The sequence below is a fragment of the Syntrophomonas zehnderi OL-4 genome (assembly GCF_000983115.1).
In the GTDB taxonomy this organism is placed as follows: Bacteria; Bacillota; Syntrophomonadia; order Syntrophomonadales; family Syntrophomonadaceae; genus Syntrophomonas_B; species Syntrophomonas_B zehnderi.
Map to the genome: position 1 here is coordinate 185,792 of NZ_CGIH01000026.1, position 25,999 is coordinate 211,790.

Here is a 25,999-nt window from a genome sequence, read left to right on the forward strand (position 1 = left end):
ACTGGCAGCGTTGCAATGGCGGTATCCGCCATTGAATGAAGTAAATAAAGAAATATGATTTCCTGGTGACAATGGCGGAGAGGCCACACCCGTTCCCATCCCGAACACGGCAGTTAAGCTCTCCTGCGCCGATGGTACTGCAGATTCTGTGGGAGAGTAGGACGTTGCCAGGAATTATTTTTTTCTGTTGTCAAGGGTGTCAAGGGGACGGTTCTTTTGACACGTTTAGTGTCAAAAGAACCGTCCCCTTGACACGTTTAGAAGAGGCTTTCCTGGAAGGAAAGCCTCTTCTGGCTATATTGACTATACATTTAGCATTGGGAATGGTGGCCGCATAGCAGGGTATCTATGGCGATCCAGGTTTTGGCATGACCATACTCATCTCCAGCAATACTAAGAATCAAGGTTTTTAAGGTCATATTATCTACCATGTTGGCCATTTTAGCATACATTTGGACGGCATCGATTTCATCGGTAATCGCCTCTTTTACCATATGACAGAAATTATTTGGTGAAGGGGGTTTGTGATTATATCCAGGTCTGGAATGGGACATACGATTCACCTCCTTTTAATAAGAGAAAATTGTTGGTTATATTACACCTTTAAACACTATAGTGTATGCTCATAGATTCCCAGTTGTTACCGCCTATGTAAGAGTATATTAAAAATGGCAACTAACAGCATAAAGAATAATTATAAAAGTCCGGAATGTCTAGTTTTTTCTAATTATTGCACTAGAAGACGTCCGCCTGTTGTTTTGTAACAGATTGTAGTGTAGCTCATATTATGTGGTAGGAGAAAAATGTAAGCTAAAATATGAAAGGTGGTACTACTAATGGATTCTGGGGATTTGTTAACCTTGCTTAATCGGGCAATTTCGGATAAGGAGGCGGCCAAGGAAAGCTATGCAAGCTATTTCCAGGAAATGAATAATCCTACTTTAAAAAAAATAGTTCAAGGTGTATTGCAACGTGAGGGGGAGCACTTAGAGATATTAAATTCTTTGAAGGATAACTTGCTGAGTAGCGGTAATACAGAGGAACTAGCCGCGTTAACTGCTGAAGGGCTAATTCGTAACACGGAGCACCATAAACAACACCTGGAACTGCTGCGAATGGTAATGGCAGATTTGGGTCAAGAAGTGTTTATTGCAGACGAAGGAGAAGAGATACCGGTAGCTGATTTTGCAGAGAGCGATATCCCGCCCGCGCTTGTCAGTCCTAATAATAGTGATAGGATCAGTCGAAGATCTGCTGCAGCGGCGCGGTATCCCCGCTATACGGGTGCTAACCGCAGTGTGTTCAACTCTAGTCGGGGGAACCCCAAAACCAGAACTAAAAAACGCCAGCCTAAATGATGAAATATAGCACATTATACGGTATTCTTTTAGAATAAAAGGAGTCAGGATCAATGGTGATATCCTGACTCCCAACTTGACTTTTTAACTGTTTATTATTTTGCAGTAGTTTTTAAATTAACACTTAATTGTTTATAGATGATATCCGCTAGTCCCAGTGAACCGGTTTGGCTGCATTCTTTGGCATATTCATCATAGAGCATCGATTCAAATGTCTCTTCGGCAAAGGATTTTTTCAGCAACCCTCCATCGGGAATCGTAGCTCGCATCGACTCCAGAACCTTGGACAGAAATATACTTTCTAGTTCCTGACAACTGGCGTAGAGTTTTTTTTCGTCACTGGTCTCCAGTGCAGCCTGTAGGGTGCGGGAAAACTCCTTACTCTGGGTTTTATCCAGGGGCTTGGTGTAGGGCGTACCCATTCCGATATTTATCAAGCTGTTTTTGATTTCCATGCTTATCTACCTCTTTTGGTTAATTACCTGCGCAAATTGCTGGCTGTCTGTAACATTTCATCGGAGGACTGAATTACTTTGGAGTTTATTTCATAGGCCCGCTGCGCCGTTATTAGATTAACCATTTCTTCAACGATCTTCACATTGGACATTTCCAGGTGGCACGGTATGAGCGAAACCGACTTATCGGTAAGCAGGTCGCAATCCTGGGGTTCTCCTGAATTTGGAGTAGCTTGATACAGATTATTGCCCACCCTTTCAAGTCCCATCGGGTTTGTGAATCTGGCCAGTTCTATTCTACCGGCTTCCTGAGCGTCATTTTGACCCGCAATCATATAACTAACGAGTCCGGTTTCGTCAATTTTAACGTCATAGGCTCCTTCATCTATTTGCTCGGCTCCGACTACCTTGTTTCCATCAGCCGTAACCAGATTGCCCTCACCGTCAATCTTAAAAGAACCATCTTTGCTATACAGCGGTTCGTCAAAACCTTCTACCATGATTTTAAAAAAAGCGTCACCGTTAATTGCTACATCCAGAGGGTTTTCGGTATTCTGCAGGGTACCCTGGGAAAACAGGGTGGCAATAGCGGCTGGTTTGACCCCCAGGCCGACTGACAAGCCTACCGGTTGGTTGGTTTCTTCGGTGGAGACAGGCCGTTTAATGGTTTGATACAGTAGATCTTGAAATTCGACCCGCTGTTTTTTAAAGCCCACAGTATTAACGTTGGACATATTATTGGCTAAATTGTCAACATTAAGCTGCTGCGCATACATACCTGTACTCGCAGTATAAAGAGACCGCATCATAATAAAAATCCTCCTTGAGATGATATTAAATTCTAATCCGGCACCTCAATCGCTCAGTACCGTGCGGGCCTCTCCATATGAGTCCAGCCCGTTTATCGTGATAATATCCATAAATTACACTATTTCTTATATCGTAGTATGGCAGAAAAATATTTAGCTGTAAATGCCATTTTGTTTCTACAATCAAGAAGTATATACCGTTTGTATGTTTTTTTGGATAGCAGCTTTAGGCAACTTTTAGCTCTACTTTTCATATATTAGTTGGAGTAGGAGGTGATTGGGTGGTTAAAATATCGGATCTTAGAGCGCGGGAAGTAGTAAATGTACTGGACGGAAAAAAACTCGGCAGTATAATTGACATTGATCTGGATATGGAAAGAGGCAAAGTATTATCCTTTATTCTTCCGGGACGGTTAAGGGGTTGGAGTATATTCTCCAGGCGGGAAGAGATCGTCGTGCCCTGGGAGAAGATCGTGCGTATCGGACGGGATGTCATATTAGTTGAAGTGCCTATCTTCGGTGAAGTAGATCAACAACCGTACAATAAAAAATATATGCTGGATGAAGGACCTTACTAAATCGCATAAAAGTTGAATTTGTTGGCTTTTTTGTTCATAATAAGTGCAGTAGCCATTTTCCAGAATGGGAGTGATGAGGATGCGTTGTCCTTATTGCCGTGAAGCCGATAGCCGGGTTATAGATAGCCGGGCCTGTGAAGACGGTCTTTCCATCAGGAGGCGCCGGGAATGCATCGTTTGCAAAAGAAGGTTCACCAGCTATGAGCGGGTGGAAGAAAGGCCCCTCTTGGTGATTAAAAAGGGCGGCACCCGGGAACCGTTTGATCGCAATAAACTGCTTAATGGTATTAGCCGGGCCTGTGAAAAAAGGCCGGTGAGTATCGAAGCTATTGAAAATATTGTAGCGCAGATTGAACTGGATCTTCGTGACGTCAATGAACGGGAAATAAGCAGTATGGTTATTGGCGAAATGGTTATGGACAGGCTACGCGATCTGGATGAGGTCGCATACGTCCGTTTTGCTTCAGTCTACCGCCAGTTTACTGATTTAAACAGCTTTATTAACACCATAGATCAGATGAAACAGAAGTAAGGCAGGGAGTTTAATGAGTGAATGGCAGCTTTATAATAGAAAAGGCCAGGAGTATTTTAGTATTGACAGCTGGCTGCAAGACGGGGTTGATATAGCTTTTACAACCCGCCGGGGTGGCTGTGGCACCGGGGCATTTGAGGCGTGCAACCTGGGTTTGCACGTTGGGGATCAAGCTGAAAAAGTATTGACCAATCGCCGCAATGTTTTGCGCATTTTTGACGCCGAACTAGGACAGGCTGTGTGCTGCCAACAAGTACACGGCGACATTATTCAAAGTGTAAATAAAAGCCAGCAAGGTCAAGGGGCTTTCCGGCATGAGCAGGCCATACCCAACTGTGATAGCCTGATTACGAATACACCGGGTGTGTTTTTGTTTACATTTTATGCCGATTGCATTCCGATTTTCTTTTTTGATCCGGTTCATCGGGCAGTTGGTGTCGCCCATAGCGGTTGGAAAGGAACCATGGCCCAAATAGCTGTAAAAACGTTAAAAGCTATGGAACAGGAATACAACAGTCGCAGTGGTGAAGTACATATTGCTATCGGACCAGGTATTGCAGGTTGTTGTTTTCAGGTAGCTAGTGATTTATATGATAAAGTAAATCAGGCTTTTACGGGATATAATGGTATTATTAAGACTACAGATTCAAATGAGTTTTACTGGGATTTGCCGGAAACAAATCGCCAGATGCTTATCAAGTATGGAGTTAAACCCCATCATATAACAAGCAGCAACTTGTGTACGGCCTGTCATCCGGAACTGTTTTTTTCCTATCGCAGAGACAACGGAGATACAGGGAGGATGGGGGCGCTAATTGCTCTAAAACATTGAGGTGATACTTTGTCTGTCTCTAAAATACTGGTTGTGGATGATGAGACCTATATCGTTGAACTCGTTAAATTTAATCTGGAAAAAGAGGGATTTGAGGTAGTGGTAGCATATGATGGCTTAAGTGCGCTGCAACAGGTGGAGTCCGAAAACCCGGATCTTATTATTCTAGATATCATGCTGCCGAATATTGATGGTTTGGAAGTCTGTCATACCCTTAAGCAGGATAAAAACTATAAATTTATTCCTATTATTATGCTTACTGCCAAAGGCGAAGAATTCGAAACTATCCTGGGGCTGGAAGCCGGGGCTGATGATTATATAACCAAACCTTTCAGTCCGCGGGAGTTGCTGGCCCGGGTAAAAGCGCGGCTAAGGGCGGTAAAGATACTGGATGCCGAAAAAGCGGCAGGCGTAAAGGCTTACGTTTTTAAAGATTTGACCCTGGTACCTGACAAATACGAAGCCTTTATGGGGGAAACCAAACTGGAACTGACTCCTAAAGAGTTTGAACTTTTAAGGCTATTGACAGTCAATCAGGGTAAGGTTTTTACCCGTGAAATCCTTTTGGCGAAAGTATGGGGTTATGAGTTTTCGGGCGATACCCGTACCGTTGATGTTCACATCCGGCATCTCCGCCAGAAGCTAAACGATGATTCTTCCTATCCGGATTATATAGAAACTGTTCGCGGGGTAGGTTACAAGTTCGTTGAAAAAGACGGGCCGGTGCATAGAAGGTGATAATGATGACCCAGTCAGTGCAAGACCATGGAACAATAGGAACTATTTTGAGCAATATGGGCGAAGGGGTGCTGGTGTTTGACCAGGATTCCCGCATTATACTGGCCAACAAAGCGGCGGAGAACATTTTTTGGGTCAGGGAAGGGATAATGATTGGACAAACCTTCTCCAGCATTACAGATAACGAAAAAATATTTCATATGATCTCCGAGGTATTAAAAACCGGTAAAGAAGTCTTTACCGAAACCGTTATCAGACCGAATACCCAGATTTACCGGGTACATGTAACGGCCCAAAAAGATGCCGCCGGAGATATTAACGGTGCGGTAGCGGTTTTTCAGGATGTGACCGATGCCCGTAATTTCGACCAGATGAGATCAGAATTCGTAGGCAATGTCTCCCATGAACTAAGAACCCCTTTAACATCCATCAAAGGTTTCGTTGAAACATTGCTGGATGGGGCTATGGAAAACAGCGAACAATGTCGGCGCTTCTTGTCTATTATCGATGCTGAAACCAACCGTTTAAGCCGATTGATTGAGGACTTGCTGACCCTGTCTGCTATCGAATCGAAAGAAAAAAGTATGCGTCCCAAACCGGTCTGCATGTTAACTTCGATGCGTAGTGCATTAAACATCCTGGGGCCTCAGATAAGCGAAAAATCCCTGCGGGTAGAATTAATTTACCGGCGTGACTTGTCGTATATCCTGGCGGACGAGGATCTGCTAAACCAGGTCTTTATTAACCTGCTGGATAATGCCATAAAATATACCCCCGAAAACGGCAGTATTATTATCAGATGCAGAAAACAGGATAGCCGTCTGATAACTACTTTTACCGATACTGGCGTGGGCATTCCACATGAAAGCCTGCCGCGGGTTTTTGAACGTTTTTACCGGGTGGATAAAGCCCGTTCTCGGGATCAGGGAGGCACGGGACTGGGGCTTTCAATCGTGAAACATATTGTGGAATTGCATGGCGGAGAAGTATTTGTTGAAAGTGAAGTTGGGAAAGGCTCAATTTTTGGCGTAAGCTTTATTGCTCTATAAAGAATCCCCAATATTTTAAAACGGAGTGATTTATTTGTCCGACCGGATGAAACGCCATGAAAGGGAAATTGTAAAAAAACGGTTGTTAAAATGTGCCTTACTAATCCTAATATTATTTTTGGGCACGGGTTTAATCTATAAGACCGGGCAAAATATAAGTGTCTGGTACGGCCGCAAGCAACTGGATACAACCGTCCCTATCTACGGTTGTCTGGAGGACAAGCTAAAGGGCCAAGGGCTGGTATTGCGCAGTGAAATTACGGTAAAGGCTCCGACCGTGGGGCGTTTTGAGAATGCGGTGGCCGAGAGAGACAAGGTGGCCCGCAGTACCCTGGTCGGTTATTACCTGAATTCGGGTCGTAAAACCGCGCTGTATGCCCCGACCGCAGGGATATATACCCGTCGGGTGGACGGGTTGGAGGCGGCTCTTAGTGATATCAAGCTGGCATCAGTTGGACCGGAGGTTTTCAAGTACCAGCCGTTGTTGCCTCCAAATACTGATGAAATAAAGGCCGGCCAAGGTGTATTCAAAATTGTCAATAATCTGATTCCAAGCTTAATATTGGCTCATTTTCCCGTGTCGGATCCCGATCTGACCATTAACAAACAGCAGAAGGTGAAACTGTTAGTCAAAGATAAATCGCTGGGGTTTTTCCAGGTAGCGGACTATAAGCGGGATAATGATGAAATTTTCCTGCTGCTTGAAAGCGATGATTTTCTGGAGGAACTGCTGGATAGTCGCTTATTGGAAGTGGAAATGGTCTATAATTCCAGTGATGGCTATCTTGTACCCCAAAAATCTCTGGTTAAAAGGGGACAAGAAAAAGGAATATACTGCACGAAGGGCGAAAATATAATATTTAAGACTGTCAAGGTTTTAGACCAAAAAGACGATATTGCTGTAATTGAGGGAATTGAAGCAAATGACATAATAGTTGTTAACCCCGCAGCAGTCAAACAAAAGCTATAACCGGGACGAAAATCTATTTATGAAACGCTTCTAGTGCAGATACAAAGGTGATGGAAATTATGTCGTATTCGCAAATAGAAGAATTAAAATCAAGGATAGTGGAAATACAGCAAAAAATTGACCGGGCCGCCCGGAACGGGGGCCGCAGCGGCAAGGACGTTACCCTGATAGCCGTTAGTAAAACGGTTGATATCAGCCAAGCTCAAGCCGCCTTTGATTTGGGGATACACGATTTTGGGGAAAACCGCACCCAGGAGCTGAAAAGCAAGCAGCAAGCAATCCCGCAGGCTAACTGGCACATGATTGGCAGGTTGCAAACCAACAAGGTAAAAGATATTGTAGGCAAAGCGGTACTCATTCATTCCTTGGACAGTTGGCATTTGGCTCAGGAAATAAATAAAAGAGCCCAAAATCTTAATATTGAAATGCCGGTACTGCTTCAGGTAAATATATCGGGGGAAACCCAAAAGGCCGGAGTTGATCCCGCTGATGTAAGAGGGTTTCTGGACTCGGTCGGAGAATTGACCGCTTTGCGGGTAAAAGGTTTTATGACCATGGCATCTTTAAGCTCCGCAGGAGAGGAAAGCCGACCTGTTTTTGCAGAATTGGCAGCCCTTAGGGATAAGTTCAAAGAAAAATCATTTTCTCAGGTTGAATTAAAATACCTTTCCATGGGTATGTCCCAGGATTATGAGGTGGCAGTGGAAGAAGGGGCCAATATGGTGCGTATAGGCAGTGCCATTTTTACATAAATAACAAAGATGCCTTAAAAGATTCAAAATTTTAGGAGGGTTAAAATGGGATTGTTAGATAGCTTTTGGAGCTGGTTGGGGGTACAGACTGAGGTAGAAGAACACGTAATGGAACTCCCTGCTGCGGTCGAACGCGAAAACAAAGCAACCAATAATCTAGTCAGTATTCATACAAACAAAAATCTAAAAGTAGTCGTCTGCGAGCCGGAAAGGTTTGAAGAAGTACAAGCTTTAGCCGATCACCTTAAAAATCGCAAACAGGTTATTCTTAATTTTGAAAATACGCCTCCGGAAATTTCCCAAAGGATTATTGACTTTATAAGTGGTACGGTCTATGCACTAGATGGGCAAAGCCAGCAATTGGGACGCAACATATTTTTATTTGCGCCTTCTAATGTTGAGGTTACCAAAGATCATCGTTCCCTGATGCGAAAAGGCGGCGCGCTGACAGATGCCTTTAGAGGAGACAGATAATGTCTTTTAACCTGGGTGTCATTGGTTGCGGGAAAATGGCTTACGCCTTGCTCAAAGGCATACACGGCAGTTCTGAATACAGACCTGACTTTATCTACGTGTGCGACCCTGACCAGGACAGGGTGGATCTGTTTTCTAACGATTATAAGGCGGTTGCTATGCCTGCCGGTGACTTAGTAGGCAAATCCCAGATCGTTATTCTGGCTGTTAAGCCCGGCCAGGTACAGGAAGTGCTTAATAATACGGCTGTTTTCTGGAATGATCAAAAACTCCTCATATCAGTAGCCGCCGGGATCAAAACTGTAGATCTGGAAAAAAACCTGAATAATCAGCCAACCCGGATAGTAAGGGTTATGCCCAACACACCCAGTCTGGTTGGAGAGGGAATGTCTGCTATTTGTGCGGGCAGTCGGACTACAGACGATGATCTTAATTTTGTGCGGGCTTTATTGAATGGCAGCGGCAAGTCAATCATTATTGATGAAAAATACATGGACGCAGTTACAGCCGTATCCGGCAGTGGGCCTGCCTATGTTTTTTTGTTGGTAGAAGCCTTGATGGAGGCTGCCGTAAATGCGGGACTTAACAGCAATATTGCTCGCCAGTTGGTTTTACAGACATTTAAAGGCAGTATTACGATGCTGGAAGACAGCGGGGAGCATCCTGCTATATTAAAAGCACAGGTATGTTCGCCTGGCGGAACAACGATTGCTGGTGTTCGCCAACTTGAAGCCGGTGGTGTGCGTAGTGCTATCTTTAACGCGGTAGAGGCCGCCAGCATCAGATCCAAGGAACTAGGCGAAAAAAAAGATTAAGGAGGACTCTCTGTTTTGGGATTAATAAGTATAGTAAATACTATATTTTTAGTTTATATCTATATAGTCATTGCCCGGGTACTCTTGTCATGGGTGCCTCACGATCCATCCCAGCCAGTCTTTAGATTTATATATGAAATAACTGATCCGGTAATGGCTCCTTTCAGTAAGTTGATTCCTCCTATTGGCGGAATAGATTTTTCACCAATTTTTGTTATCTTTGTCATTGAAATTGTACGCAGAGTCATCATCAGTCTATTGTTAGGGATATTTTAACTGACACCCTATGTCTGCAGAACATAACCATGCATGAAAAAATGAAGCTATGTTTTAGATAGGGGTGGATTTAATTAACCGCCACTTCTAAAACATTGCTTCAGAAGTTAAGCAGCCTTTTAGTTTAGATAATTCTAATAAAAACCCAGTGTCAAAAAAAAAACAATGGGTAAATCCAATTTACCGGTTTATCTGATTCTATTTTCGGATTGAAGGAGTTACAGCATGTCAGGGCAAAATATTGAACTCTTGGCTCCGGCAGGAACCATGGCGGTTTTGGAAACGGTTGTAAAATCAGGTGCTGATGCAGTATATCTGGGGGGCAAGCGTTATAATATGCGCATGCTGCGTCCAGAATTTAATTTTTCTGATACTGAGTTGACCGAAGCTGTCAGCTTACTGCACCAATTCGGCAAAAAAATATATATTACTGTAAACAGCCTGTACAAACCAAATGAAATCGAAGCAATAAAGGATTATCTGCTGTTTCTTGATCAATTGGGAGTTGACGCTCTGATTATTCAGGACTTAGGACTGATAAAACTATGTCAGGAACTTAACATCCGTATTCCCTTACATGCCAGTGTGCAGATGGGCATCAATAATATGGCAGCCATTAAATTACTTGAAGATCAGGGTATCAGCCGGGTAATCCTATCCAAAAACCTGAGCCGGGAGGAGATCCGGGCTATTCATAAAGAAACCTGCCTAGGGCTTGAGTATTTTGTGCATGGGGATCAATGTATTTCTCATTCAGGCCAGTGCTACTTAAGCAGTTTTATATTTGATGAGAGCGGTAACTGCGGGCGTTGTCGCAAACCCTGCCGCTGGCCCTATAAAATCTCCCATGTTTCTCAACCGGAATCTCATGAAGCTCAATACTATTTAGCCCACCAAGACCTCTGTCTTTATCCCCAACTGGTGGATCTTATCGAAGCAGGAGTCAACTCCTTTAAAATAGAAGGGCGCATGCGCAGTAAGGAACATCTGGCTTTTACCGTGGCGACATACCGTAGGGCTTTGGACATATATCTGGATAACCCCGATTCATATATCGTTTCCGAAAATGATTGTCAAAAACTTTATGACCGGCGTATTAGAGATTTAACAGCCGGCAGCTTTCTTAAGCGTACCAGTTGGGATGACATTGGTTTAAGCGGTGCCAGAGAGCCTCATTTTATTACGAAGCCTATCCGGCTGAGCAGGTTGACTTATACCGATCTGCAACTTAAAAAACCTATACCCACAGTGGCGGTAAAACCCGAATTAACGGTCAAAGTGGGTGATTTTGAGGGTCTAGAGAATATGCTGGAAATGGGTATAAACAACGTTGTTTTGGGACTCGACAGTATGCGTCAGCAAGCAGTCAATTGGGAGGCTGAGAATATTATAAAGGCATTGGAAATCTGCCGGGGATATGACAGCCGAATACTGCTGGAAACGCCCCGAATCGTTTGTCAGCAGGATTTAACCGATATTTACGAACTAAGCCAGCAATCTTTTTTAAGTCAGTTGGACGGACTGATTGTTAATGATTTAGGCAGTTTAAGGATATTGCGGTCCAGTGATATCATGCTTTGGACCGGCTACGGTTTTAATGTCTGTAATGATCGGGCTAGCGCTTTTTTAAAACAATCAGGAGCAAAACGGATAGTGGTTGCATTGGAAATGAGAGGTTCCGATCTGGTCAGCCTGCTAGGCAAAGATGGAGATATGGAACTACTCGTACAAGGACCGTTGCCAGGTATTATTACTGATTTATGTATCCACTCGGGTGAAGTTTTAGACTCCGGATGTGCCTTGGATTGCAGGCGAAACCCAGTCGACCTGCAGGATGAATATGGGCAGAATTATAAAGTGTTAAGTGATTACAAGTGCCGTAATCATATATATAATCCCCTGGAAAGATCACTATATCCTTATTTGGCCGAACTGATGGGCTGGGGACTTAAATCTTTGCGAATAGATGGGCAATACTACCCATCCGGATTGCTAAGTCAGGTAGTTGCCCTGTATATGGATGCTATTACCGAGATCATGGCCGGTAACTGGGAGGCTACCTCCGGTTTTGAAAAAATTTTGGGGCTCTTCCCGGACGGACTTACGGCCATGCCTTTGTATAAATCAAACCTGCATTAATTTTGTAAAAGAATATAAGGGGGATGGGATCATGATAACCGCAATGGAAATACGCAACCAGCAGTTTAACAAATCCCTGCGTGGTTACAACCCGGAAGAAGTAAAAAATTTCCAATATAGACTGGCGCAGGACTTTGAAAACATCTACAGTGAAAATTCCCAGTTAAAAGAAAGCCTGCAAAAGGTAAGATATGAGCTGGAGCGTTATCATAAACTGGAGGAAACGATGAATAACAGTCTAATCCTGGCTCAACAAACCGCTGAGATGCTAAAAATAAATGCCCAAAAGGAAGCCGATATGATTCTGGAGGATTCCAAAAAGAAAATTGCGGAAGCGTTTACGGTTTATCAGGAGATTATTAAACGCTTAAATATGTTTAACGCAGAAATAAAAGCCCAGATAACAGGTGAATTGGATATGCTGGAACGCAGTCAGCGTAAGGCAGATGAACTAAGCGATTTTTTCTTCAGTAAAGATGTTAAAGACATTCTGGATAATTTAGGTAAACTGGACATGGAGGCAAGAAATGACACTAAAGATAACACCCCATAATAATGGCATCTATCTGGAGGTGCAGGTACAACCTCGCTCATCGCGCAGCCAGATAGTAGGTGTTACGGAGGGAAGGCTCAAAATTAAGCTGACTGCTCCGCCGGTAGAAGGTGAAGCTAACCAGGCATTAATTGACTTCCTGGCTCGTGAATTAGATCTTCCCAGAAGGAACATCAGCCTGCTCAGAGGAGAGACATCGCGGTACAAACTGGTAGCTATCTTTGGCTTAAGCCCAGAGCAGCTAAGAGAAAAACTCCCCATCAGCAAGGAGTAGGAATTCTTCCCAAGTTCCATAACACCCTGCTCTTAACCAGGGAAGGGTGTCCTACTACAGGAAATATTAGACTTAAAATTAGCACCTTATTTTAATTGACAAATACGCAATTAAAATTACCCCCGCTGACAAATGCTTTCTTTTTAATACCTCGATTCAAAATTAGAAAACACCCGCCACGCCTATAATACATTTTTTAAACCAAAGAAGACTATATGATTTTAAAACACCTCAAACATCCTATACCCTTGACATCAACGGGTCGTTAGCGGGTTTTTTGCGCAGCAGGATGGAGAGAAGCATGGCCAAAAGAATCAGTCCCGCCCCGGTATAGGCGCGCTGGGATAGGAGCTCGCCCGCCCACAGGTAGGCGGCCAGGGCAGCAAATACCGGTTCCGATGTTAACACTACTGCGAAACGGGTAGGGGTACTGAATTTCTGCAGATAATTTTGCAGGAGAAAAGCCATGGAGGTGGCAAATAGAGAAGTTACAATAATAGCGGTAATTGCATTCAGGGTGAAATGATCCGGCCAGGGTTCTGACAGCAGGCCGGTTATCATACACAAAATGCCTACGAACAGAATCTGAACTCCGGTAATTGCCACAGGATTATGGCGATGGGAGTAATGATCTACGAATACTATGTGCAGGGCAAATCCAAAAGCACAGATTAATATCAAAAAATCACCGTAGCTCAGACTGATTTTACCGGCTGGCACAGATAAAAGAAACAGCCCAACGGCTGCCAGAATTACTGTAAAGGTAGTCAGCCAGGAAGGCAGCTGGCGTTTTTTAACCGCCATCATAATGGGAACTAAAACCACCGAAACTCCTGTAATAAAGCCGGCATTAGAGGAAGTCGTAAACTGCAGGCCCACGGTCTGAAAAACATACCCAATAAACAGGAAAAAGCCTAACAATGAACCGGCTGCCAGGGTTGTATCATTATATCTAAAAATATTTTTAAAGGAAAATAAAACCAGAAACAAAAAGGCTAAAATAAATCTTATACCTAAAAAAAGAAAAGGCCCAATATCAGCCAGGGCATTTTTAATCAATACCAAGGTAACACCCCATATCAGGGCTACCAGCATCATCATTAATTCTGCTTCAGTGCGCTTAAAATCAGAGTTCATTATTAATATCTCCATCTGAGCTGGTACCAGACTGTCCCACGGCTAAAAGGGATAACCTGATGATTTGCAAATGATTTAGCAACTATTTTATATTATGTCCCAATTTGCAAAACGGAGAGCAATTTTAGCCGGAAAAAAATGATCTGATCAAGGTGGGCAAAGGGCGTATTTATTAGGAATACCAGGTTAAACCATAGAAAACTTCTTGTCGTTATATACGGTTAGCTGTATAATTATTAAGTTAGCATTACGTAGATTAAGAAGGGGAGAGTGAGAAAGTTTGAAAAAAATTACTGCGATTTTGGTTTCAGCCCTGCTCGTAATGGGGATGCTGGTGACTGTAAGCGGCTGCGGTAAAAATGCCGCCGATAATCAAGACCAGGAAAAGGTATTAAGGGTTGTCACCGAAGCTGGTTTTAAGCCTTTCGAATTTAAAGAAAACAATGAGTTTGTCGGTTTTGACATGGACTTAATCCGTGCTATCGCTGAAGCTGAAGGATACAAAGCTGAGATTACCCATATGGGCTTTGAATCATTAATTCCGGCTTTGCAATCCAATAAGGCCGATTGCGCCATCGCCGGGATGTCGATCGACGAAGAAAGAAAAAAATCGGTTGATTTCAGCACCCCCTATTTTAATGCCGGCCTTATCATTGCCGTACAGAAGGATACCGAAGGAATTAAGAGCCCGGATGATTTAAAAGGCAAACGGATAGCCGGACAGGTAGGTACCATTGGAGCTGATGCCTGTAATGACATTAAAAAGCAAGATCCCAATACTACCGTAAAGATATTCGACAGCGTTGGAGAAGCCTTTATGGAACTGGAAAAGGGCGGTATTGATGCAGTTATAAACGATTATGCCGTAACCTACGAATATATATCCACAACCGGCCAGGGTAAGACCAAAATAGTGGGCGATGTATTCTCAGCCGATGACCAATATGGAATTGCCGTTAAAAAAGGAAATAAGCAAATGCTCAATGTTATAAATGATGGATTAGAAAAAGTAAAAGCCAGCGGCAAATACGATGAAATTTACCAGAAATGGATTAAGCAGTAACGTATAACCAACGACTGTCAAAAAGGTTCAGGCTGTTGACAGAAGTAAAGCCAAGCCGCGCATTTAGAGCCTGCGATTGATACGTACCCGGTACGTTGATTGAGCGGGCTTTAATACTGTTATAAACCAATAAACCCACCGGTAGATTTTGTGAATTGGGGAGGTAAATATGTCTCACGTTATGCCCGGTCTTTTTGGTATCAACTTTATACAAACCCTGATGGAAATCAATGGATTAAAATTAATTACCAGCAACCTGGATGTCCTGTTATTAGGAGCGCTGGTCACCTTGGAGTTAACCGCTTTGGCAGTTGCTTTCGGCATGATATTGGGACTAATATTCGGTCTGGCCAAATTATCCCCGCAGCGGCGGCTTATATACGGTATAGCCACATTTTATATCGATTTCTTCCGCGGTACACCCTTGTTTGTGCAGATATTGCTGCTGTATTTCGGTATACTTCCGATGTTTGGGCATGTAGGAGATTTTTCGGCTGCAGTTATTGCCTGTAGTTTAAACAGCGGGGCTTATATAGCAGAAATAGTCCGGGCGGGAATTCAAGCTATCGATAAAGGACAAATGGAAGCCGGCCGTTCCCTGGGAATGACTCATGGTCAGACGATGTGGTATATTATTCTGCCCCAGGCCTATAAGGTAGTAATTCCTCCCCTAATTAATGAGTTTATCGCCATGTTAAAAGATACCTCCCTGGTCTCCTTGATTGGCGTTTCCGAGTTGACGCTGCGGGGTAAGCTGCTGTATTCAGTGAGTTACAATGCTGCCTGGGTCTGGGGAACCGTAGCGATCATCTATTTTATAATGACAAAACTTTTGGCTATGTTAGGGGATTATGTGGAAAGGAGACTGGCGACCGAATGATTGAAGTGAAGAATATTCACAAGAATTTTGGCAGTCTGGAAGTTCTAAAGGGTGTCAGCTGTTACATCGCTCCCCGGGAAGTCGTCTGCGTAATCGGCCCCAGTGGTTCCGGCAAAAGCACCCTGCTAAGATGTGTCAATCAGTTGGAAAAGGTTAATTCCGGGCAAATCTTGATTGACGGGGAAGATGTCACCCAATCCCGGGTTAACATTGATAGGATCAGAGAGCAGGTAGGGATGGTATTTCAGCATTTTAACCTTTTTCCGCATAAAACCACCTTGGACAACGTTACCCTGGCACCCATAAAAATAAAGGGTATCCCCAAAGAAGAAGCCCAAGAAAATGCCAGGAATCTGCTTAGAAAAGTTGGCTTGCTCGATAAAGCCAATGTATATCCCAACCAACTGTCCGGCGGGCAGAAGCAGCGGGTGGCTATTGCCCGGGCATTGGCTATGCAGCCTAAGGTCATGCTCTTTGACGAACCGACTTCCGCCCTCGACCCGGAAATGGTCGGGGAGGTCTTGGAGGTTATGAAAGACCTGGCCCGCGAAGGGATGACCATGATGGTGGTAACCCATGAAATGGGTTTTGCCCGTGAAGTGGGGCATCGGGTTCTTTTCATGGATGAGGGGAAAATTATGGAAGAAGGCTCACCCGAGCAGATATTTGACAACCCCCGTAATGAACGTACCCAATCTTTTCTGAGCAAGGTATTATAAAAAGGCGGGGCAAATGATCGTGGCAAACCGAAGCCTAAAGATAATTGAATTATTGCAGCAAGCATACCCCGATGCCGGGCCTATGCTTAATTATAATTCGACCTTTGAACTGCTGGTAGCGGTAGTGTTATCAGCCCAAAGTACGGATGAGCAGGTCAACCGGGTAACGGCCGATCTATTTGTTGATGCCAATACCCCGGCTGATTTTGCGGCTATGGACATTGGCGAACTGGAAGAGAGGATTAAGGGAGTCGGTATCTATAAAAATAAGGCCAAAAACATCCGGCAGTTATCAACCATCTTGTTAGAAAAATATGGTGGCAAGGTTCCGGAGGATTTTGCGCAGTTATTGGAATTACCGGGAATCGGCAGAAAGAGTGCCAATGTAATCATGGCGGTGGGCTTTAACCGGCCGGGTTTAGGGGTAGACACCCATGTACAGCGAGTAGTAAACCGGATTGGACTGGTAGAAGAAAAACATCCGGAAAAAACTGAAAAAGCCCTGAAAGCCATTCTCCCCGAAGAAATCTGGAGTATCAGCCATCATCTGTTCATTTTTCACGGGCGCAAGGTTTGCAAAGCCCGTCGGCCAGCCTGCCAAGACTGCTGCATTGAACCATATTGTCAGAAAGTCATTTTGTAGATAACGGTAATTAATGTTTGCCATGCAGACAAGCCATGGACAAATATATTAAAATACCGTCAGCAGATTATTTACTTGTTTAATGAGTTAAAGTAGAATATAGTTGTCAAATAAATTATGGGAGGTTTTTTTGTTGAAAAGAAAACTAGCGCTCATTTTGTTGTTGTGTTTTTCCCTTTCCATTTTGGCGGTTGGCTGTGGCTCAAAGGCGCCCAAGGACGGAGATAACCAACCGGCTCCTAAGGCCGACACATCCTGGCAGGATATCAAGGACAAGGGAGAATTCGTGGTGGGCTTGGATGATGCTTTTCCGCCCATGGGTTTCCGGGACAAAAATAATGAAATCATAGGTTTTGACATTGAATTGGCTAAGGAAGCAGCCAAAAGAATGGGTGTAGATGTAAAGTTTCAAGCCATCTCCTGGGACGCCAAAACTGATGAACTCGACAGCGGCAATATTGATGTGATCTGGAACGGTTTAACGATTACCGAGGAAAGAAAGAATGAGATGTTGTTTACTGACCCTTATATTAAAGACTACCAGATAATTATCGTTCCAGCCAATTCACCCATCAAAACCAAGGCTGATCTGGCTGGTAAAAAGATCGGTATTCAAGCAGCTAGCAGCGCCATTGAGGCTGTTGAGGCAGATAAAGAAACATTTGATGTTATCAAGGACAACCTGTTACAGTTTGACACCAATGATATGGCCCTGCGGGATCTAAGAGGCGGCGGATTGCAGGCAGTTATCGTTGATGAAGTAGTAGGACTCTACTATGTTCAAAATCATCCCAATGAATTCAAAGTACTTAATGAAAACTTCGGAATGGAGTATTTCGGAGTGGGCTTAAGAAAAGGTGACAAAGCTTTCCAGGCCGAACTTAACAAGACTTTAGCAGCTATGAAGAACGATGGAACAGCCAGCCGGATATCCGAAAAGTGGCTCGGAAAAGACATAATAAACAAATAGGTATAATACAAACGATTTAAGGTATTTAACCGTGGCAGGCTGATGAAGTATTGTTAGCCTGTCACTATCCTTTATGCCTTCATTAATAAAGGGGATTGAGATGGAATATATTATAACTTTGATGCCCTCCATGCTTAAAGGCTGGACGGTAACCCTGCAGCTTTTTTTTATCGTGCTGATATTTGCCTTGCCCCTGGGGGTCGTAATGGGTATCGCCCGGCTTTCCCATTTTAAACCACTGGCCTGGTTTATGGAGCTTTATGTCTGGCTGTTTAGAGGCACGCCCCTGCTGTTGCAATTGTTGTTCTGGTATTTTGGACTTATGGTTATAGGGTTGCGGGTGGAGCGTGAAACGGCTGTATATCTGGCCTTCGTATTAAACTACGCGGCCTATCTGGCTGAGATTTTCCGCTCCGGTATTCAATCGATAGAAAAAGGACAGTACGAAGCAGCGGATGTACTGGGATTAAGCCAGCGCCAAACCATGACTAAAATTATCCTTCCCCAGGTATTCAAGCGGGTTATACCTCCGGTCGGCAATGAAGTGATTAACCTGGTTAAGGATACTGCCCTGGTTTATGTTATCGCCATTAGTGAGCTGTCACGAGCGGCTCGGATCCATGCGGTCAGAGATGATACCCTGATCCCATTTGCGATTGCAGCCCTGTTTTATTTATTAATGACTGCCGTTGTGCAACAGTTTTTTAAATGGCTGGAATCCAGACTGGATTATTATCGTTAGGAGAAGTAATCGCCATGTATATATTGCAAGCACAGGATATTTACAAAAAATTTAATAGTACTGAGGTATTAAAAGGTATTTCTCTGCAGGTTGAAAAAGGGGAAGTTATAGCTATTATCGGCCCTTCAGGTTCTGGAAAAAGCACCTTTTTACGCTGCCTTAACCGGCTGGAGACAATCGATAGAGGTCGGATAGAAATTCAAGGCGGGATTATGGTGGAAAACGATGCAGGTGGAAGAGCCGTCTATAGCAGCGAAAAAGACATTGCCCGTATGCGACAAAAAATGGGCATGGTTTTCCAAAGCTTTAATTTATTTCCCCATATGTCGGTGCTGGAAAACCTTATGCTGGCTCCTTTGCTGGTCAACAAGGCTGATCCGGATCAAGCCCGGGAAACGGCATTGGCCCTGCTAAACAAGGTAGGACTGGAGAATAATGCCAATAGTTATCCTTTCGAACTTTCCGGCGGAATGCAGCAGAGGGTTGCTATTGCCCGGGCATTGGCCCTAAATCCAGATATTATGTGTTTTGATGAGCCGACTTCCGCTTTGGATCCAGAATTAACTGGAGAGGTGTTGCAGGTTATGAAAGACCTGGCCATGGAGCACATGACCATGGTGGTGGTAACCCATGAAATAGGCTTTGCGCGCGAGGTTGCCCAGCGGGTCATTTTTATGGATGAAGGCTTGATCGTTGAGGAAGGTAAGGCCGAGGAAGTCCTGCTCAATCCTTGCCAGGAGAGAACCAGGAACTTCCTGAGTAAAGTGCTCATGGCTCGTTAGTAACTTTAATAGATGCGGGATAACAAGGAATTTCACCGCAACCTTTATAACGACCGTTAAGGTAGCACCAGAAGTCCCGGTAGGGGAATTAATCTTTAATTTATAAAAGTCGGCATCATCGCATATGCTTAAAAATCCGACAGGGAATGTCGTTTAGCATCCGTATAACCCGCCATTTTCATGAGTGAGTATGGCCTGCTGTTCTGGAGGTTAGATAGAAAATAGATTTTTGACTGCTGTTTTTTTATACCTTGAAGGTGTCAATCAATTTTTTTACGTTGGCACAATTTTCTTTTAATAATTCGATTGCGGAGATCACCGCTTGTAAGGAGATAACCTGGTTTTCAGCCAGTTGACTGACTTCTTCAGAATTACCGGCAGTTTGCTGAGCAATCACTGCCACTGATTTAACCGCTTGCACCAGCTCATCCGTGGAAGCCGACATTTCTTCAGTGGCAGAGGAGATTTCAATTATTTCATTATCAATATTAGTTACGCCTTTAACAATGGCGCCAAATACCTGGTTGGTGGAATTGATTGCCTCGGCTTGTTGTTTGTATACACCCCTGGTTTCATTCATATCTAACACCATCTGACGGATATTAAGCTGCATCTGTTTAATCAGCCCGGCAATTTCCCGAGCTGATAAATTCGACTGTTCAGCCAGTTTGCGCACCTCATCGGCCACCACTGCAAAGCCCCTGCCTTGCTCTCCAGCCCGGGATGCCTCAATTGCTGCATTTAAGGCTAAAAGATTGGTCTGGTCAGCGATACTGCTGATTACCTCCACGATTTGCTCGATACGGGTAGAGTTTTCATTCAGTAATTCTACGGTCTGGCTGGCTCCCTGAATAGCCTGATAGCTTTCCTGCATACGGCTGTTTTGCAGTTCAATTGCATTTTCTCCGTCCTTGATAGCTTGCTGGGTCTGTATTGAAGTGTGGACACACTTTTGGGTGTTTTCAGCGACAGCGTCAATCGTTTCCGCCAGATTCAGAATTAAATCAGTAGTGTGTTGAGAATAATTGGCTTGTTCGTCAGCACCAGCCGCTATTTGTCCCATGGCCTGGGCTACTTCGTGGGCGGCCATCCCCGTTTCCTCAGATAAGGCCAACAGGTTTTCTGAAGATTGAGTGATAATTTCGGCGACCTGACCGGTATTCTCAATCAAATCTCTCAAACGCTCAATCATGTTGTTCGTGGCATCAGCCACCATTTGCATATAGCCGCTGTTTATAAGGTTTACCCGCTTGCTAAGATCGCCGTTGGCTACCGTTTGAGCGAAATCAGCCAGTATTAGGGCTGGATCAACAAATTCAATCAAGTTTCGATGTGATGAATATAGCCCGATACAGACCCCGCCCAGGCCGGCGAAAATGCTGGCAAACAGGATGTGATTGATATGCGGATATAAATGTAGACAGATGCCGATGCCTAAGCCTAGCAGGGCAGCACCTAGTCCAGATCTTAAACATACTTTAAAGCGCATGGCCTGTTTATTTTTTTTGTGATCGATATCCCCCACTTGTAATCCCTCCTGGAGTGTTAATACTCTTAATAGCTATTTCTCCACAAAAAACAAAAATACCTTTAATTCCCAAATAAAATAATATATAGTTTACCTGGCTTTCTATATAACAGAACTCACTAATTTTAGGGCGGCAGTTGTTATGTCACCGGCTATATGCTAAAATATATTAGTTTTTAGGGATACCGGAAGAAATTAATTATTAGATTGGGTTTCAAGATTTTACCTTTCGCCCCCTGGGATGAGAGGTTTTTTCTTAACTATTTATGATATGTTGACAAACAAAATGACTGGTGAGGTGTTTATATAATGGCAAAAGGCAAATACGATTCAACCCTGAACCTGCCGCAGACTGAGTTTCCCATGCGCGCTAATCTTCCCAATAAAGAGCCGGAGATATTAAAGTTTTGGGAGGAAAACAATATCTATCAGCAGGTTCTGGATAAAAACCAGGGCAATGAGAAATTTATACTCCATGACGGACCTCCTTATTCCAATGGAGATATACACCTGGGACATACCTTAAATAAAATATTAAAGGATATAATTATTAAGCAGCACTTAATGCTGGGTTTTGATTCGCCCTATGTACCCGGTTGGGATACCCATGGCTTGCCCATTGAGCAACAGGCCATCAAAAACCTGGGGATTGACCGCAAACATACGGATGTGGTTGAATTCCGTCGGCATTGTCGGGATTATGCCCTAAAATACGTGGATATTCAGAAGGAAGAATTTAAACGCCTGGGCGTAGGAGGGGATTGGGACCATCCCTATCTGACCCTGGAGCCTGGATTTGAAAGCATCCAGATAAAAGTGTTCGGAGATATGGCCAACAAGGGCTATATATATAAAGGGTTAAAGCCGGTATACTGGTGCGGAGATTGTGAGACTGCCCTGGCGGAAGCCGAAATTGAATATAATGACAAGGTATCGCCTTCCATATACGTTAAGTTTCCCATTAAAGATGGCAAAGGAGTCGTTCCGGAAGATGCTTTTATCATAATCTGGACTACCACTCCCTGGACACTGCCCGCCAATTTAGGAATCTGCTTGCATCCGGATTATGAATATCTGCTGGTGCAGGTAAACGATGAAAAATATGTAGTGGCCAAAGGTTTGCTGGAGAATGTTGCGGCTCAGTTGAATTGGGATTCATGCCAGATACTTAAAGAATTCAAGGGACAGGAGATGGAACGCGCGGTTTGCCGTCATCCCTTTGTGGATCGGGATTCTCTGGTAATTTTGGGCCGCCATGTAACCTTGGAAGCCGGTACCGGTTGTGTCCATACTGCCCCCGGACATGGTGAGGATGACTTTTACGTAGGACGGGAATACGGACTGGGGGTAGTTTCCCCTGTAGATAACAGTGGTAAATTTACGGAAGAAGCCGGCAAGTTTAAAGGAATTCCGGTTCATAAAGCCAATAAAAACGTAATCGATGAACTTGAATCTTTAGGTATGCTGCTAAAGGCGTCTGACTATGAACATCAATACCCCTATTGCTGGCGTTGCCGCAACCCCATAATCTACCGGGCTACGTCTCAGTGGTTTGCTTCCATAGATGGATTCCGTCAGGAAGCACTGCAGGCAATTGACGAGGTGCAATGGATTCCTTCCTGGGGGCGGGAGCGCATTTACAGCATGGTCAGAGACCGCGGTGATTGGTGTATATCCCGGCAGCGGACCTGGGGTGTTCCTATTCCTATCTTCTATTGTGACCACTGTGAAAAAACTATTATTACTCCTGAAACCATCGCAAGAATCAGCGATCTGTTTGCAAAACACGGTTCGGATATCTGGTTTATGAAGGATGCCGCTGAGCTGTTGCCGGATGGATTCGTTTGCCCGCATTGCGGCCAGCAAAAATTCAGTAAAGAAACTGATATTATGGATGTCTGGTTTGACTCAGGCTCATCCCATATGGCAGTATTGGAGACGACCCCTGGTTTAAGGTGGCCGGCTGATCTGTACCTGGAAGGCAGCGACCAGCACCGGGGTTGGTTTAATTCTTCCCTGTCAACCGCGGTAGCGGTGCGGGGGAAGGCTCCTTACAAACAGGTATTGACCCACGGCTTTTTAGTCGATGAAAAAGGTCACAAGATGTCCAAGTCACTGGGCAATACTGTGGATCCTCTGCAGATGATCGAGGAGCTGGGTGCTGATATATTGCGTTTGTGGGTATCTTCAGCCGACTATCGTAACGATATAGCTATTTCGAAAAACATTATCAAACAGTCCAGTGAAGCTTATCGCAAGATCAGAAATACCTGCCGCTTTATACTGGGCAACCTCTACGATTTTGACCCGGTCAAGGATACGGTCTCTTATGAGCAATTGACCGAACTAGATAAATGGGCCCTTTTAAAACTTAATAAAGTGGTGCAAAGGGTTACCAGAGCCTATGCCGACTATGAGTTTCATGTGGTTTTCCATACCGTCCATCGGTTTTGTACCGTAGATTTAAGCAGTATTTATTTTGATGTTATCAAAGACAAGCTATACTGCAACGACAAGAATGACCCGGAACGCAAGGCGGCTCAGACCGTACTCTACCGGCTCATAAATGATTTGGTAGTAATATTGGCACCGGTACTGGCATTTACGTGTGAAGAAATATGGACATATATTAAAAAAGAAAATGATCCCGCCAGTGTGCATTTATTGGCATGGCCCAGTGAAAGCAAAGTGAAATTTGACGAGGCCTTGGAAGCCAGGATGGACAAGATTTTGCAGGTGCGGGAAGTTGTTACCAAAGCTATGGAAGAAGCGCGCAGCCAGAAGGTCATCGGCCACTCTTTAGGGGCCTGGGTGACCATATATGCCGCTTCTGAATGGCTGGAACTGCTGCAGGACACCAGACAGCTGGATAAAATATTGATCGTATCCCGGGTTGATGTTAAACCGGCGGATGAGAAGCCTGCAGATGCCCTGGCCCTGGATGAAGTCAGTGGTGTATGGGTCAAGGTGCAGGCCGCCGAGGGGAACAAATGTGAACGTTGCTGGATTATTGATCTGTCGGTGGGTGCCAATACGAAGCATACTACCCTGTGCAGTCGGTGCGCCGCCGTAGTCGAGCAAATGGAGGGATAGTATGACCAGGCCGGAGGAAGGAAAACGCCTAATAATTACCGTGCTGGGCCATGACAAAGTTGGGATTATCGCCATGATATCAACGATTCTGGCTGAAGCACAGATTAACATTTTAGATATCAGTCAAACTATTTTGCAGGAATTTTTCACAATGGTTATGGTGGTGGATACTAGTGGTAGCCAGACAGATGTCGTTACATTAAGGGATATTTTGACCCGCAAGGGAGAAGAAATGGGTATTAAGATCACTGTTCAGCATGAAGATATATTTAAATTCATGCACCGGGTTTAAGAAAAAAGACTTACAAAAGGGGAACACCCTCGCTGCGGAAACATTAATAATGTCATATTAAGACACATATGTTGTCCCTTAGAGGGGAATCTCCCTCTGGCTATACATGAAAACCTTATTACCATGAATAACAGCGGTTATAAGCTGCATTCGGGGAGTGGATTATATGCCTTTTAGTATCAGCAAGGATGAGATATTGGAAACTGTTTCCATGCTGCAGACTGAAAATCTGGATATTAGAACTATTACTATGGGGATTAATATTTTAGATTGCCGCGGCGGCAGCGGTCAGGAAACAGGCGTAAAAATATATGACAAAATATTGCGTTATGCATCTGAGCTTGTAAAGACCGGGGATGATATTGAAAAAGAATATGGCATACCTATAATTAACAAACGCATATCTATTAGTCCGGTCGCGATGGTAGCCGATGGACTATCCAGTCCGGACATGGTTAAGATCGGCTCCTATCTGGACAAAGCCGCCAACGAGGTCGGGGTGAATTTTATCGGCGGTTTTTCCGCCCTGGTTCATAAAGGCTTTACCAAAGGAGATAGGGCATTGATAGAAGCCATACCGGAGACGCTGGCTGCAACCGAGCGGGTATGTTCATCGGTTAATGTAGCCACTACCAAGGCCGGGATCAATATGGATGCGGTGTACCATATGGGCAGCGTTATCAAAGAAACCGCCCGGCTGACTGCGCAGCAGGATGGCGTGGGCTGTGCCAAACTAGTGGTTTTCTGCAATGCTGCCGAGGATAATCCCTTCATGGCAGGCGCCTTCCATGGGGCAGGTGAGCCTGAGTGTACAATCAATATAGGGGTCAGCGGCCCCGGGGTCGTATTAAACGCTGTAAAAAAATATCCGAAAGCCGATTTCGGTCAACTTGCCAATATTATTAAAAACACCGCTTTCAAAATTACCCGTACCGGTGAGTTGGTTGGCCGGGTAGCTTCCAAACGTCTAGGTGTATCATTTGGTATCGTGGATCTGTCCCTGGCGCCTACTCCCGCCATCGGGGACAGTGTGGCCGACATTTTGGAATCCATGGGTCTGGAAACGGTAGGAGGGCATGGAAGCACGGCAGCCCTGGCCATGTTAAATGACGCGGTAAAAAAGGGCGGGGCGATGGCCTCCTCCTACGTGGGTGGTTTATCGGGAGCATTTATTCCGGTCAGCGAGGATCAGGGAATGATAAATGCGGTTGAAGCCGGTGCTCTGTCCCTCGACAAACTGGAAGCCATGACGTGTGTTTGTTCAGTCGGTCTGGATATGATTGCTATTCCAGGTGATACTCCGGCTGAGATCATCTCGGCCATTATTGCCGATGAGGCGGCAATAGGTATGATTAACCGCAAGACAACCGCAGTAAGAATTATACCTGCTCCCGGTAAAAAAGTAGGGGATTGGGTGGAGTTTGGCGGTTTACTGGGCCGGGCCCCAATAATGCAGGTAAACCAAAGTTCTCCGGCCCAGTTTATACAACGCAGAGGCCGTATCCCGGCGCCCATTCATTCTTTAAATAATTAGGTATTGATTTGG

At 44.4% G+C, this 25,999-nt stretch carries 29 protein-coding genes and 1 rRNA gene; 25 read left to right on the forward strand and 5 right to left on the reverse strand.

The annotated features are described in order from the left end of the window. Window positions 1-61: 61 nt before the first annotated feature. Window positions 62-173, forward strand: a 5S ribosomal RNA gene (gene rrf / locus AAV90_RS07170). A gap of 138 nt (window positions 174-311) precedes the next feature. On the opposite strand, the gene AAV90_RS07175 is transcribed toward rrf, so the two are convergent. Next, window positions 312-554, reverse strand: coding sequence for a ferritin-like domain-containing protein (locus tag AAV90_RS07175; protein ID WP_046497096.1), 243 nt, complete (start codon window positions 552-554; stop codon window positions 312-314). 282 nt (window positions 555-836) lie between these two features. On the opposite strand from AAV90_RS07175, the gene AAV90_RS07180 reads away from it, so the two are divergent. Continuing rightward, complete coding sequence (locus AAV90_RS07180; RefSeq protein WP_046497098.1) at window positions 837-1,358, forward strand: hypothetical protein; 522 nt, start codon at window positions 837-839, stop codon at window positions 1,356-1,358. A 95-nt stretch (window positions 1,359-1,453) separates the two neighbouring features. Here the strand turns inward: AAV90_RS07180 and AAV90_RS07185 are convergent, their stop codons facing one another. Continuing rightward, entirely contained in the window at window positions 1,454-1,813 is a 360-nt protein-coding gene (locus tag AAV90_RS07185) for a rod-binding protein (protein WP_046497101.1), read from the reverse strand. 23 nt (window positions 1,814-1,836) lie between these two features. Further along, window positions 1,837-2,622, reverse strand: coding sequence for a flagellar basal-body rod protein FlgG (gene flgG, locus AAV90_RS07190; RefSeq protein ID WP_046497104.1), 786 nt, complete (start codon window positions 2,620-2,622; stop codon window positions 1,837-1,839). Window positions 2,623-2,903: 281 nt separating this feature from the next. Here flgG and AAV90_RS07195 point away from each other — a divergent pair, with 281 nt between their 5' ends. The 13 genes from AAV90_RS07195 (at window position 2,904) to AAV90_RS07255 (ending at window position 12,604) form a co-directional block, all read left to right on the forward strand. Further along, on the forward strand, window positions 2,904-3,200 hold the full coding sequence (locus AAV90_RS07195; RefSeq protein WP_046497106.1) for a YlmC/YmxH family sporulation protein: 297 nt from the start codon (window positions 2,904-2,906) through the stop codon (window positions 3,198-3,200). 79 nt (window positions 3,201-3,279) lie between these two features. Beyond that, a complete protein-coding gene (gene nrdR, locus AAV90_RS07200; protein ID WP_046497109.1) occupies window positions 3,280-3,732 on the forward strand; it encodes a transcriptional regulator NrdR in 453 nt (150 codons plus the stop codon). Between the two features lie 13 nt (window positions 3,733-3,745). After that, a complete protein-coding gene (gene pgeF / locus AAV90_RS07205; protein ID WP_052729655.1) occupies window positions 3,746-4,564 on the forward strand; it encodes a peptidoglycan editing factor PgeF in 819 nt (272 codons plus the stop codon). Between the two features lie 9 nt (window positions 4,565-4,573). Then, window positions 4,574-5,302 (forward strand): response regulator transcription factor, encoded by a 729-nt coding sequence (locus AAV90_RS07210; protein ID WP_046497111.1) that lies wholly within the window; start codon window positions 4,574-4,576, stop codon window positions 5,300-5,302. A 2-nt stretch (window positions 5,303-5,304) separates the two neighbouring features. Continuing rightward, window positions 5,305-6,351, forward strand: coding sequence for a sensor histidine kinase (locus AAV90_RS07215; protein WP_242847503.1), 1,047 nt, complete (start codon window positions 5,305-5,307; stop codon window positions 6,349-6,351). A 46-nt stretch (window positions 6,352-6,397) separates the two neighbouring features. Continuing rightward, entirely contained in the window at window positions 6,398-7,321 is a 924-nt protein-coding gene (locus tag AAV90_RS07220; RefSeq protein WP_207642052.1) for a biotin/lipoyl attachment domain-containing protein, read from the forward strand. Between the two features lie 59 nt (window positions 7,322-7,380). After that, complete coding sequence (locus AAV90_RS07225; protein WP_046497116.1) at window positions 7,381-8,073, forward strand: YggS family pyridoxal phosphate-dependent enzyme; 693 nt, start codon at window positions 7,381-7,383, stop codon at window positions 8,071-8,073. Window positions 8,074-8,118: 45 nt separating this feature from the next. Beyond that, the gene (locus AAV90_RS07230; RefSeq protein WP_046497118.1) at window positions 8,119-8,547 is read left to right on the forward strand and encodes a cell division protein SepF; all 429 of its coding nucleotides are present in this window, start codon (window positions 8,119-8,121) and stop codon (window positions 8,545-8,547) included. Next, complete coding sequence (proC, locus tag AAV90_RS07235) at window positions 8,547-9,362, forward strand: pyrroline-5-carboxylate reductase (protein ID WP_046497120.1); 816 nt, start codon at window positions 8,547-8,549, stop codon at window positions 9,360-9,362. Before AAV90_RS07230 ends, proC begins: the two co-directional genes overlap by 1 nt. A gap of 15 nt (window positions 9,363-9,377) precedes the next feature. Continuing rightward, the gene (locus AAV90_RS07240) at window positions 9,378-9,638 is read left to right on the forward strand and encodes a YggT family protein (RefSeq protein WP_046497122.1); all 261 of its coding nucleotides are present in this window, start codon (window positions 9,378-9,380) and stop codon (window positions 9,636-9,638) included. Window positions 9,639-9,863: 225 nt separating this feature from the next. After that, window positions 9,864-11,777, forward strand: coding sequence for a peptidase U32 family protein (locus AAV90_RS07245; protein WP_046497125.1), 1,914 nt, complete (start codon window positions 9,864-9,866; stop codon window positions 11,775-11,777). A gap of 31 nt (window positions 11,778-11,808) precedes the next feature. Then, on the forward strand, window positions 11,809-12,330 hold the full coding sequence (locus tag AAV90_RS07250) for a DivIVA domain-containing protein (RefSeq protein WP_046497127.1): 522 nt from the start codon (window positions 11,809-11,811) through the stop codon (window positions 12,328-12,330). Next, window positions 12,305-12,604 carry a DUF167 domain-containing protein gene (locus tag AAV90_RS07255; RefSeq protein WP_046497130.1) on the forward strand — a complete coding sequence of 100 codons (300 nt, stop codon included), beginning with the start codon at window positions 12,305-12,307 and terminating at the stop codon, window positions 12,602-12,604. The genes AAV90_RS07250 and AAV90_RS07255 overlap by 26 nt, the downstream gene beginning before the upstream one ends. A 240-nt stretch (window positions 12,605-12,844) precedes the next feature. Here AAV90_RS07255 and AAV90_RS07260 read toward each other — a convergent pair whose 3' ends face one another. Continuing rightward, complete coding sequence (locus tag AAV90_RS07260) at window positions 12,845-13,741, reverse strand: DMT family transporter (RefSeq protein WP_046497132.1); 897 nt, start codon at window positions 13,739-13,741, stop codon at window positions 12,845-12,847. Between the two features lie 280 nt (window positions 13,742-14,021). Between AAV90_RS07260 and AAV90_RS07265 the strand changes: the two genes are divergently transcribed. From AAV90_RS07265 to AAV90_RS07295, 7 genes are all read left to right on the forward strand, one after another. Beyond that, on the forward strand, window positions 14,022-14,804 hold the full coding sequence (locus AAV90_RS07265; protein ID WP_084691506.1) for a basic amino acid ABC transporter substrate-binding protein: 783 nt from the start codon (window positions 14,022-14,024) through the stop codon (window positions 14,802-14,804). A gap of 220 nt (window positions 14,805-15,024) precedes the next feature. After that, entirely contained in the window at window positions 15,025-15,684 is a 660-nt protein-coding gene (locus AAV90_RS07270; RefSeq protein ID WP_046497235.1) for an amino acid ABC transporter permease, read from the forward strand. Then, window positions 15,681-16,403: an amino acid ABC transporter ATP-binding protein gene (locus tag AAV90_RS07275; protein ID WP_046497135.1), complete on the forward strand. Its 723-nt coding sequence runs from the start codon at window positions 15,681-15,683 to the stop codon at window positions 16,401-16,403. The genes AAV90_RS07270 and AAV90_RS07275 overlap by 4 nt, the downstream gene beginning before the upstream one ends. Before the next feature lie 19 nt (window positions 16,404-16,422). Then, entirely contained in the window at window positions 16,423-17,046 is a 624-nt protein-coding gene (gene nth / locus AAV90_RS07280; RefSeq protein WP_198142832.1) for an endonuclease III, read from the forward strand. Between the two features lie 133 nt (window positions 17,047-17,179). Continuing rightward, window positions 17,180-18,016, forward strand: coding sequence for an amino acid ABC transporter substrate-binding protein (locus AAV90_RS07285; protein ID WP_046497139.1), 837 nt, complete (start codon window positions 17,180-17,182; stop codon window positions 18,014-18,016). A gap of 100 nt (window positions 18,017-18,116) precedes the next feature. Then, window positions 18,117-18,758: an amino acid ABC transporter permease gene (locus tag AAV90_RS07290; protein WP_046497140.1), complete on the forward strand. Its 642-nt coding sequence runs from the start codon at window positions 18,117-18,119 to the stop codon at window positions 18,756-18,758. A 14-nt stretch (window positions 18,759-18,772) separates the two neighbouring features. Next, window positions 18,773-19,540, forward strand: coding sequence for an amino acid ABC transporter ATP-binding protein (locus AAV90_RS07295; protein WP_046497142.1), 768 nt, complete (start codon window positions 18,773-18,775; stop codon window positions 19,538-19,540). Window positions 19,541-19,784: 244 nt separating this feature from the next. On the opposite strand, the gene AAV90_RS07300 is transcribed toward AAV90_RS07295, so the two are convergent. After that, a complete protein-coding gene (locus AAV90_RS07300; protein ID WP_046497144.1) occupies window positions 19,785-21,065 on the reverse strand; it encodes a methyl-accepting chemotaxis protein in 1,281 nt (426 codons plus the stop codon). Window positions 21,066-21,377: 312 nt separating this feature from the next. Between AAV90_RS07300 and ileS the strand changes: the two genes are divergently transcribed. The 3 genes from ileS to AAV90_RS07315 all read left to right on the forward strand — a co-directional run bounded on the left by ileS (window position 21,378) and on the right by AAV90_RS07315 (window position 25,987). Next, window positions 21,378-24,161: an isoleucine--tRNA ligase gene (ileS, locus tag AAV90_RS07305; protein ID WP_046497145.1), complete on the forward strand. Its 2,784-nt coding sequence runs from the start codon at window positions 21,378-21,380 to the stop codon at window positions 24,159-24,161. A gap of 1 nt (window position 24,162) precedes the next feature. Beyond that, the gene (locus AAV90_RS07310; RefSeq protein WP_046497147.1) at window positions 24,163-24,453 is read left to right on the forward strand and encodes an ACT domain-containing protein; all 291 of its coding nucleotides are present in this window, start codon (window positions 24,163-24,165) and stop codon (window positions 24,451-24,453) included. Window positions 24,454-24,619: 166 nt separating this feature from the next. Next, window positions 24,620-25,987, forward strand: coding sequence for a PFL family protein (locus AAV90_RS07315; protein ID WP_046497150.1), 1,368 nt, complete (start codon window positions 24,620-24,622; stop codon window positions 25,985-25,987). Window positions 25,988-25,999 lie beyond the last annotated feature (12 nt).

What these genes read in the sequence shown, in the direction of transcription:
- AAV90_RS07175 (WP_046497096.1), bottom strand. Translation starts at nt 554, where the DNA reads ATGTCCCATTCCAGACCTGGATATAATCACAAACCCCCTTCACCAAAT.
- AAV90_RS07180 (WP_046497098.1), top strand. Translation starts at nt 837, where the DNA reads ATGGATTCTGGGGATTTGTTAACCTTGCTTAATCGGGCAATTTCGGAT.
- AAV90_RS07185 (WP_046497101.1), bottom strand. Translation starts at nt 1,813, where the DNA reads ATGGAAATCAAAAACAGCTTGATAAATATCGGAATGGGTACGCCCTAC.
- flgG (WP_046497104.1), bottom strand. Translation starts at nt 2,622, where the DNA reads ATGATGCGGTCTCTTTATACTGCGAGTACAGGTATGTATGCGCAGCAG.
- nrdR (WP_046497109.1), top strand. Translation starts at nt 3,280, where the DNA reads ATGCGTTGTCCTTATTGCCGTGAAGCCGATAGCCGGGTTATAGATAGC.
- pgeF (WP_052729655.1), top strand. Translation starts at nt 3,746, where the DNA reads ATGAGTGAATGGCAGCTTTATAATAGAAAAGGCCAGGAGTATTTTAGT.
- AAV90_RS07215 (WP_242847503.1), top strand. Translation starts at nt 5,305, where the DNA reads ATGATGACCCAGTCAGTGCAAGACCATGGAACAATAGGAACTATTTTG.
- AAV90_RS07220 (WP_207642052.1), top strand. Translation starts at nt 6,398, where the DNA reads ATGAAACGCCATGAAAGGGAAATTGTAAAAAAACGGTTGTTAAAATGT.
- AAV90_RS07225 (WP_046497116.1), top strand. Translation starts at nt 7,381, where the DNA reads ATGTCGTATTCGCAAATAGAAGAATTAAAATCAAGGATAGTGGAAATA.
- AAV90_RS07230 (WP_046497118.1), top strand. Translation starts at nt 8,119, where the DNA reads ATGGGATTGTTAGATAGCTTTTGGAGCTGGTTGGGGGTACAGACTGAG.
- proC (WP_046497120.1), top strand. Translation starts at nt 8,547, where the DNA reads ATGTCTTTTAACCTGGGTGTCATTGGTTGCGGGAAAATGGCTTACGCC.
- AAV90_RS07245 (WP_046497125.1), top strand. Translation starts at nt 9,864, where the DNA reads ATGTCAGGGCAAAATATTGAACTCTTGGCTCCGGCAGGAACCATGGCG.
- AAV90_RS07250 (WP_046497127.1), top strand. Translation starts at nt 11,809, where the DNA reads ATGATAACCGCAATGGAAATACGCAACCAGCAGTTTAACAAATCCCTG.
- AAV90_RS07255 (WP_046497130.1), top strand. Translation starts at nt 12,305, where the DNA reads ATGACACTAAAGATAACACCCCATAATAATGGCATCTATCTGGAGGTG.
- AAV90_RS07260 (WP_046497132.1), bottom strand. Translation starts at nt 13,741, where the DNA reads ATGAACTCTGATTTTAAGCGCACTGAAGCAGAATTAATGATGATGCTG.
- AAV90_RS07270 (WP_046497235.1), top strand. Translation starts at nt 15,025, where the DNA reads ATGGAAATCAATGGATTAAAATTAATTACCAGCAACCTGGATGTCCTG.
- AAV90_RS07275 (WP_046497135.1), top strand. Translation starts at nt 15,681, where the DNA reads ATGATTGAAGTGAAGAATATTCACAAGAATTTTGGCAGTCTGGAAGTT.
- AAV90_RS07290 (WP_046497140.1), top strand. Translation starts at nt 18,117, where the DNA reads ATGGAATATATTATAACTTTGATGCCCTCCATGCTTAAAGGCTGGACG.
- AAV90_RS07295 (WP_046497142.1), top strand. Translation starts at nt 18,773, where the DNA reads ATGTATATATTGCAAGCACAGGATATTTACAAAAAATTTAATAGTACT.
- ileS (WP_046497145.1), top strand. Translation starts at nt 21,378, where the DNA reads ATGGCAAAAGGCAAATACGATTCAACCCTGAACCTGCCGCAGACTGAG.
- AAV90_RS07310 (WP_046497147.1), top strand. Translation starts at nt 24,163, where the DNA reads ATGACCAGGCCGGAGGAAGGAAAACGCCTAATAATTACCGTGCTGGGC.
- AAV90_RS07315 (WP_046497150.1), top strand. Translation starts at nt 24,620, where the DNA reads ATGCCTTTTAGTATCAGCAAGGATGAGATATTGGAAACTGTTTCCATG.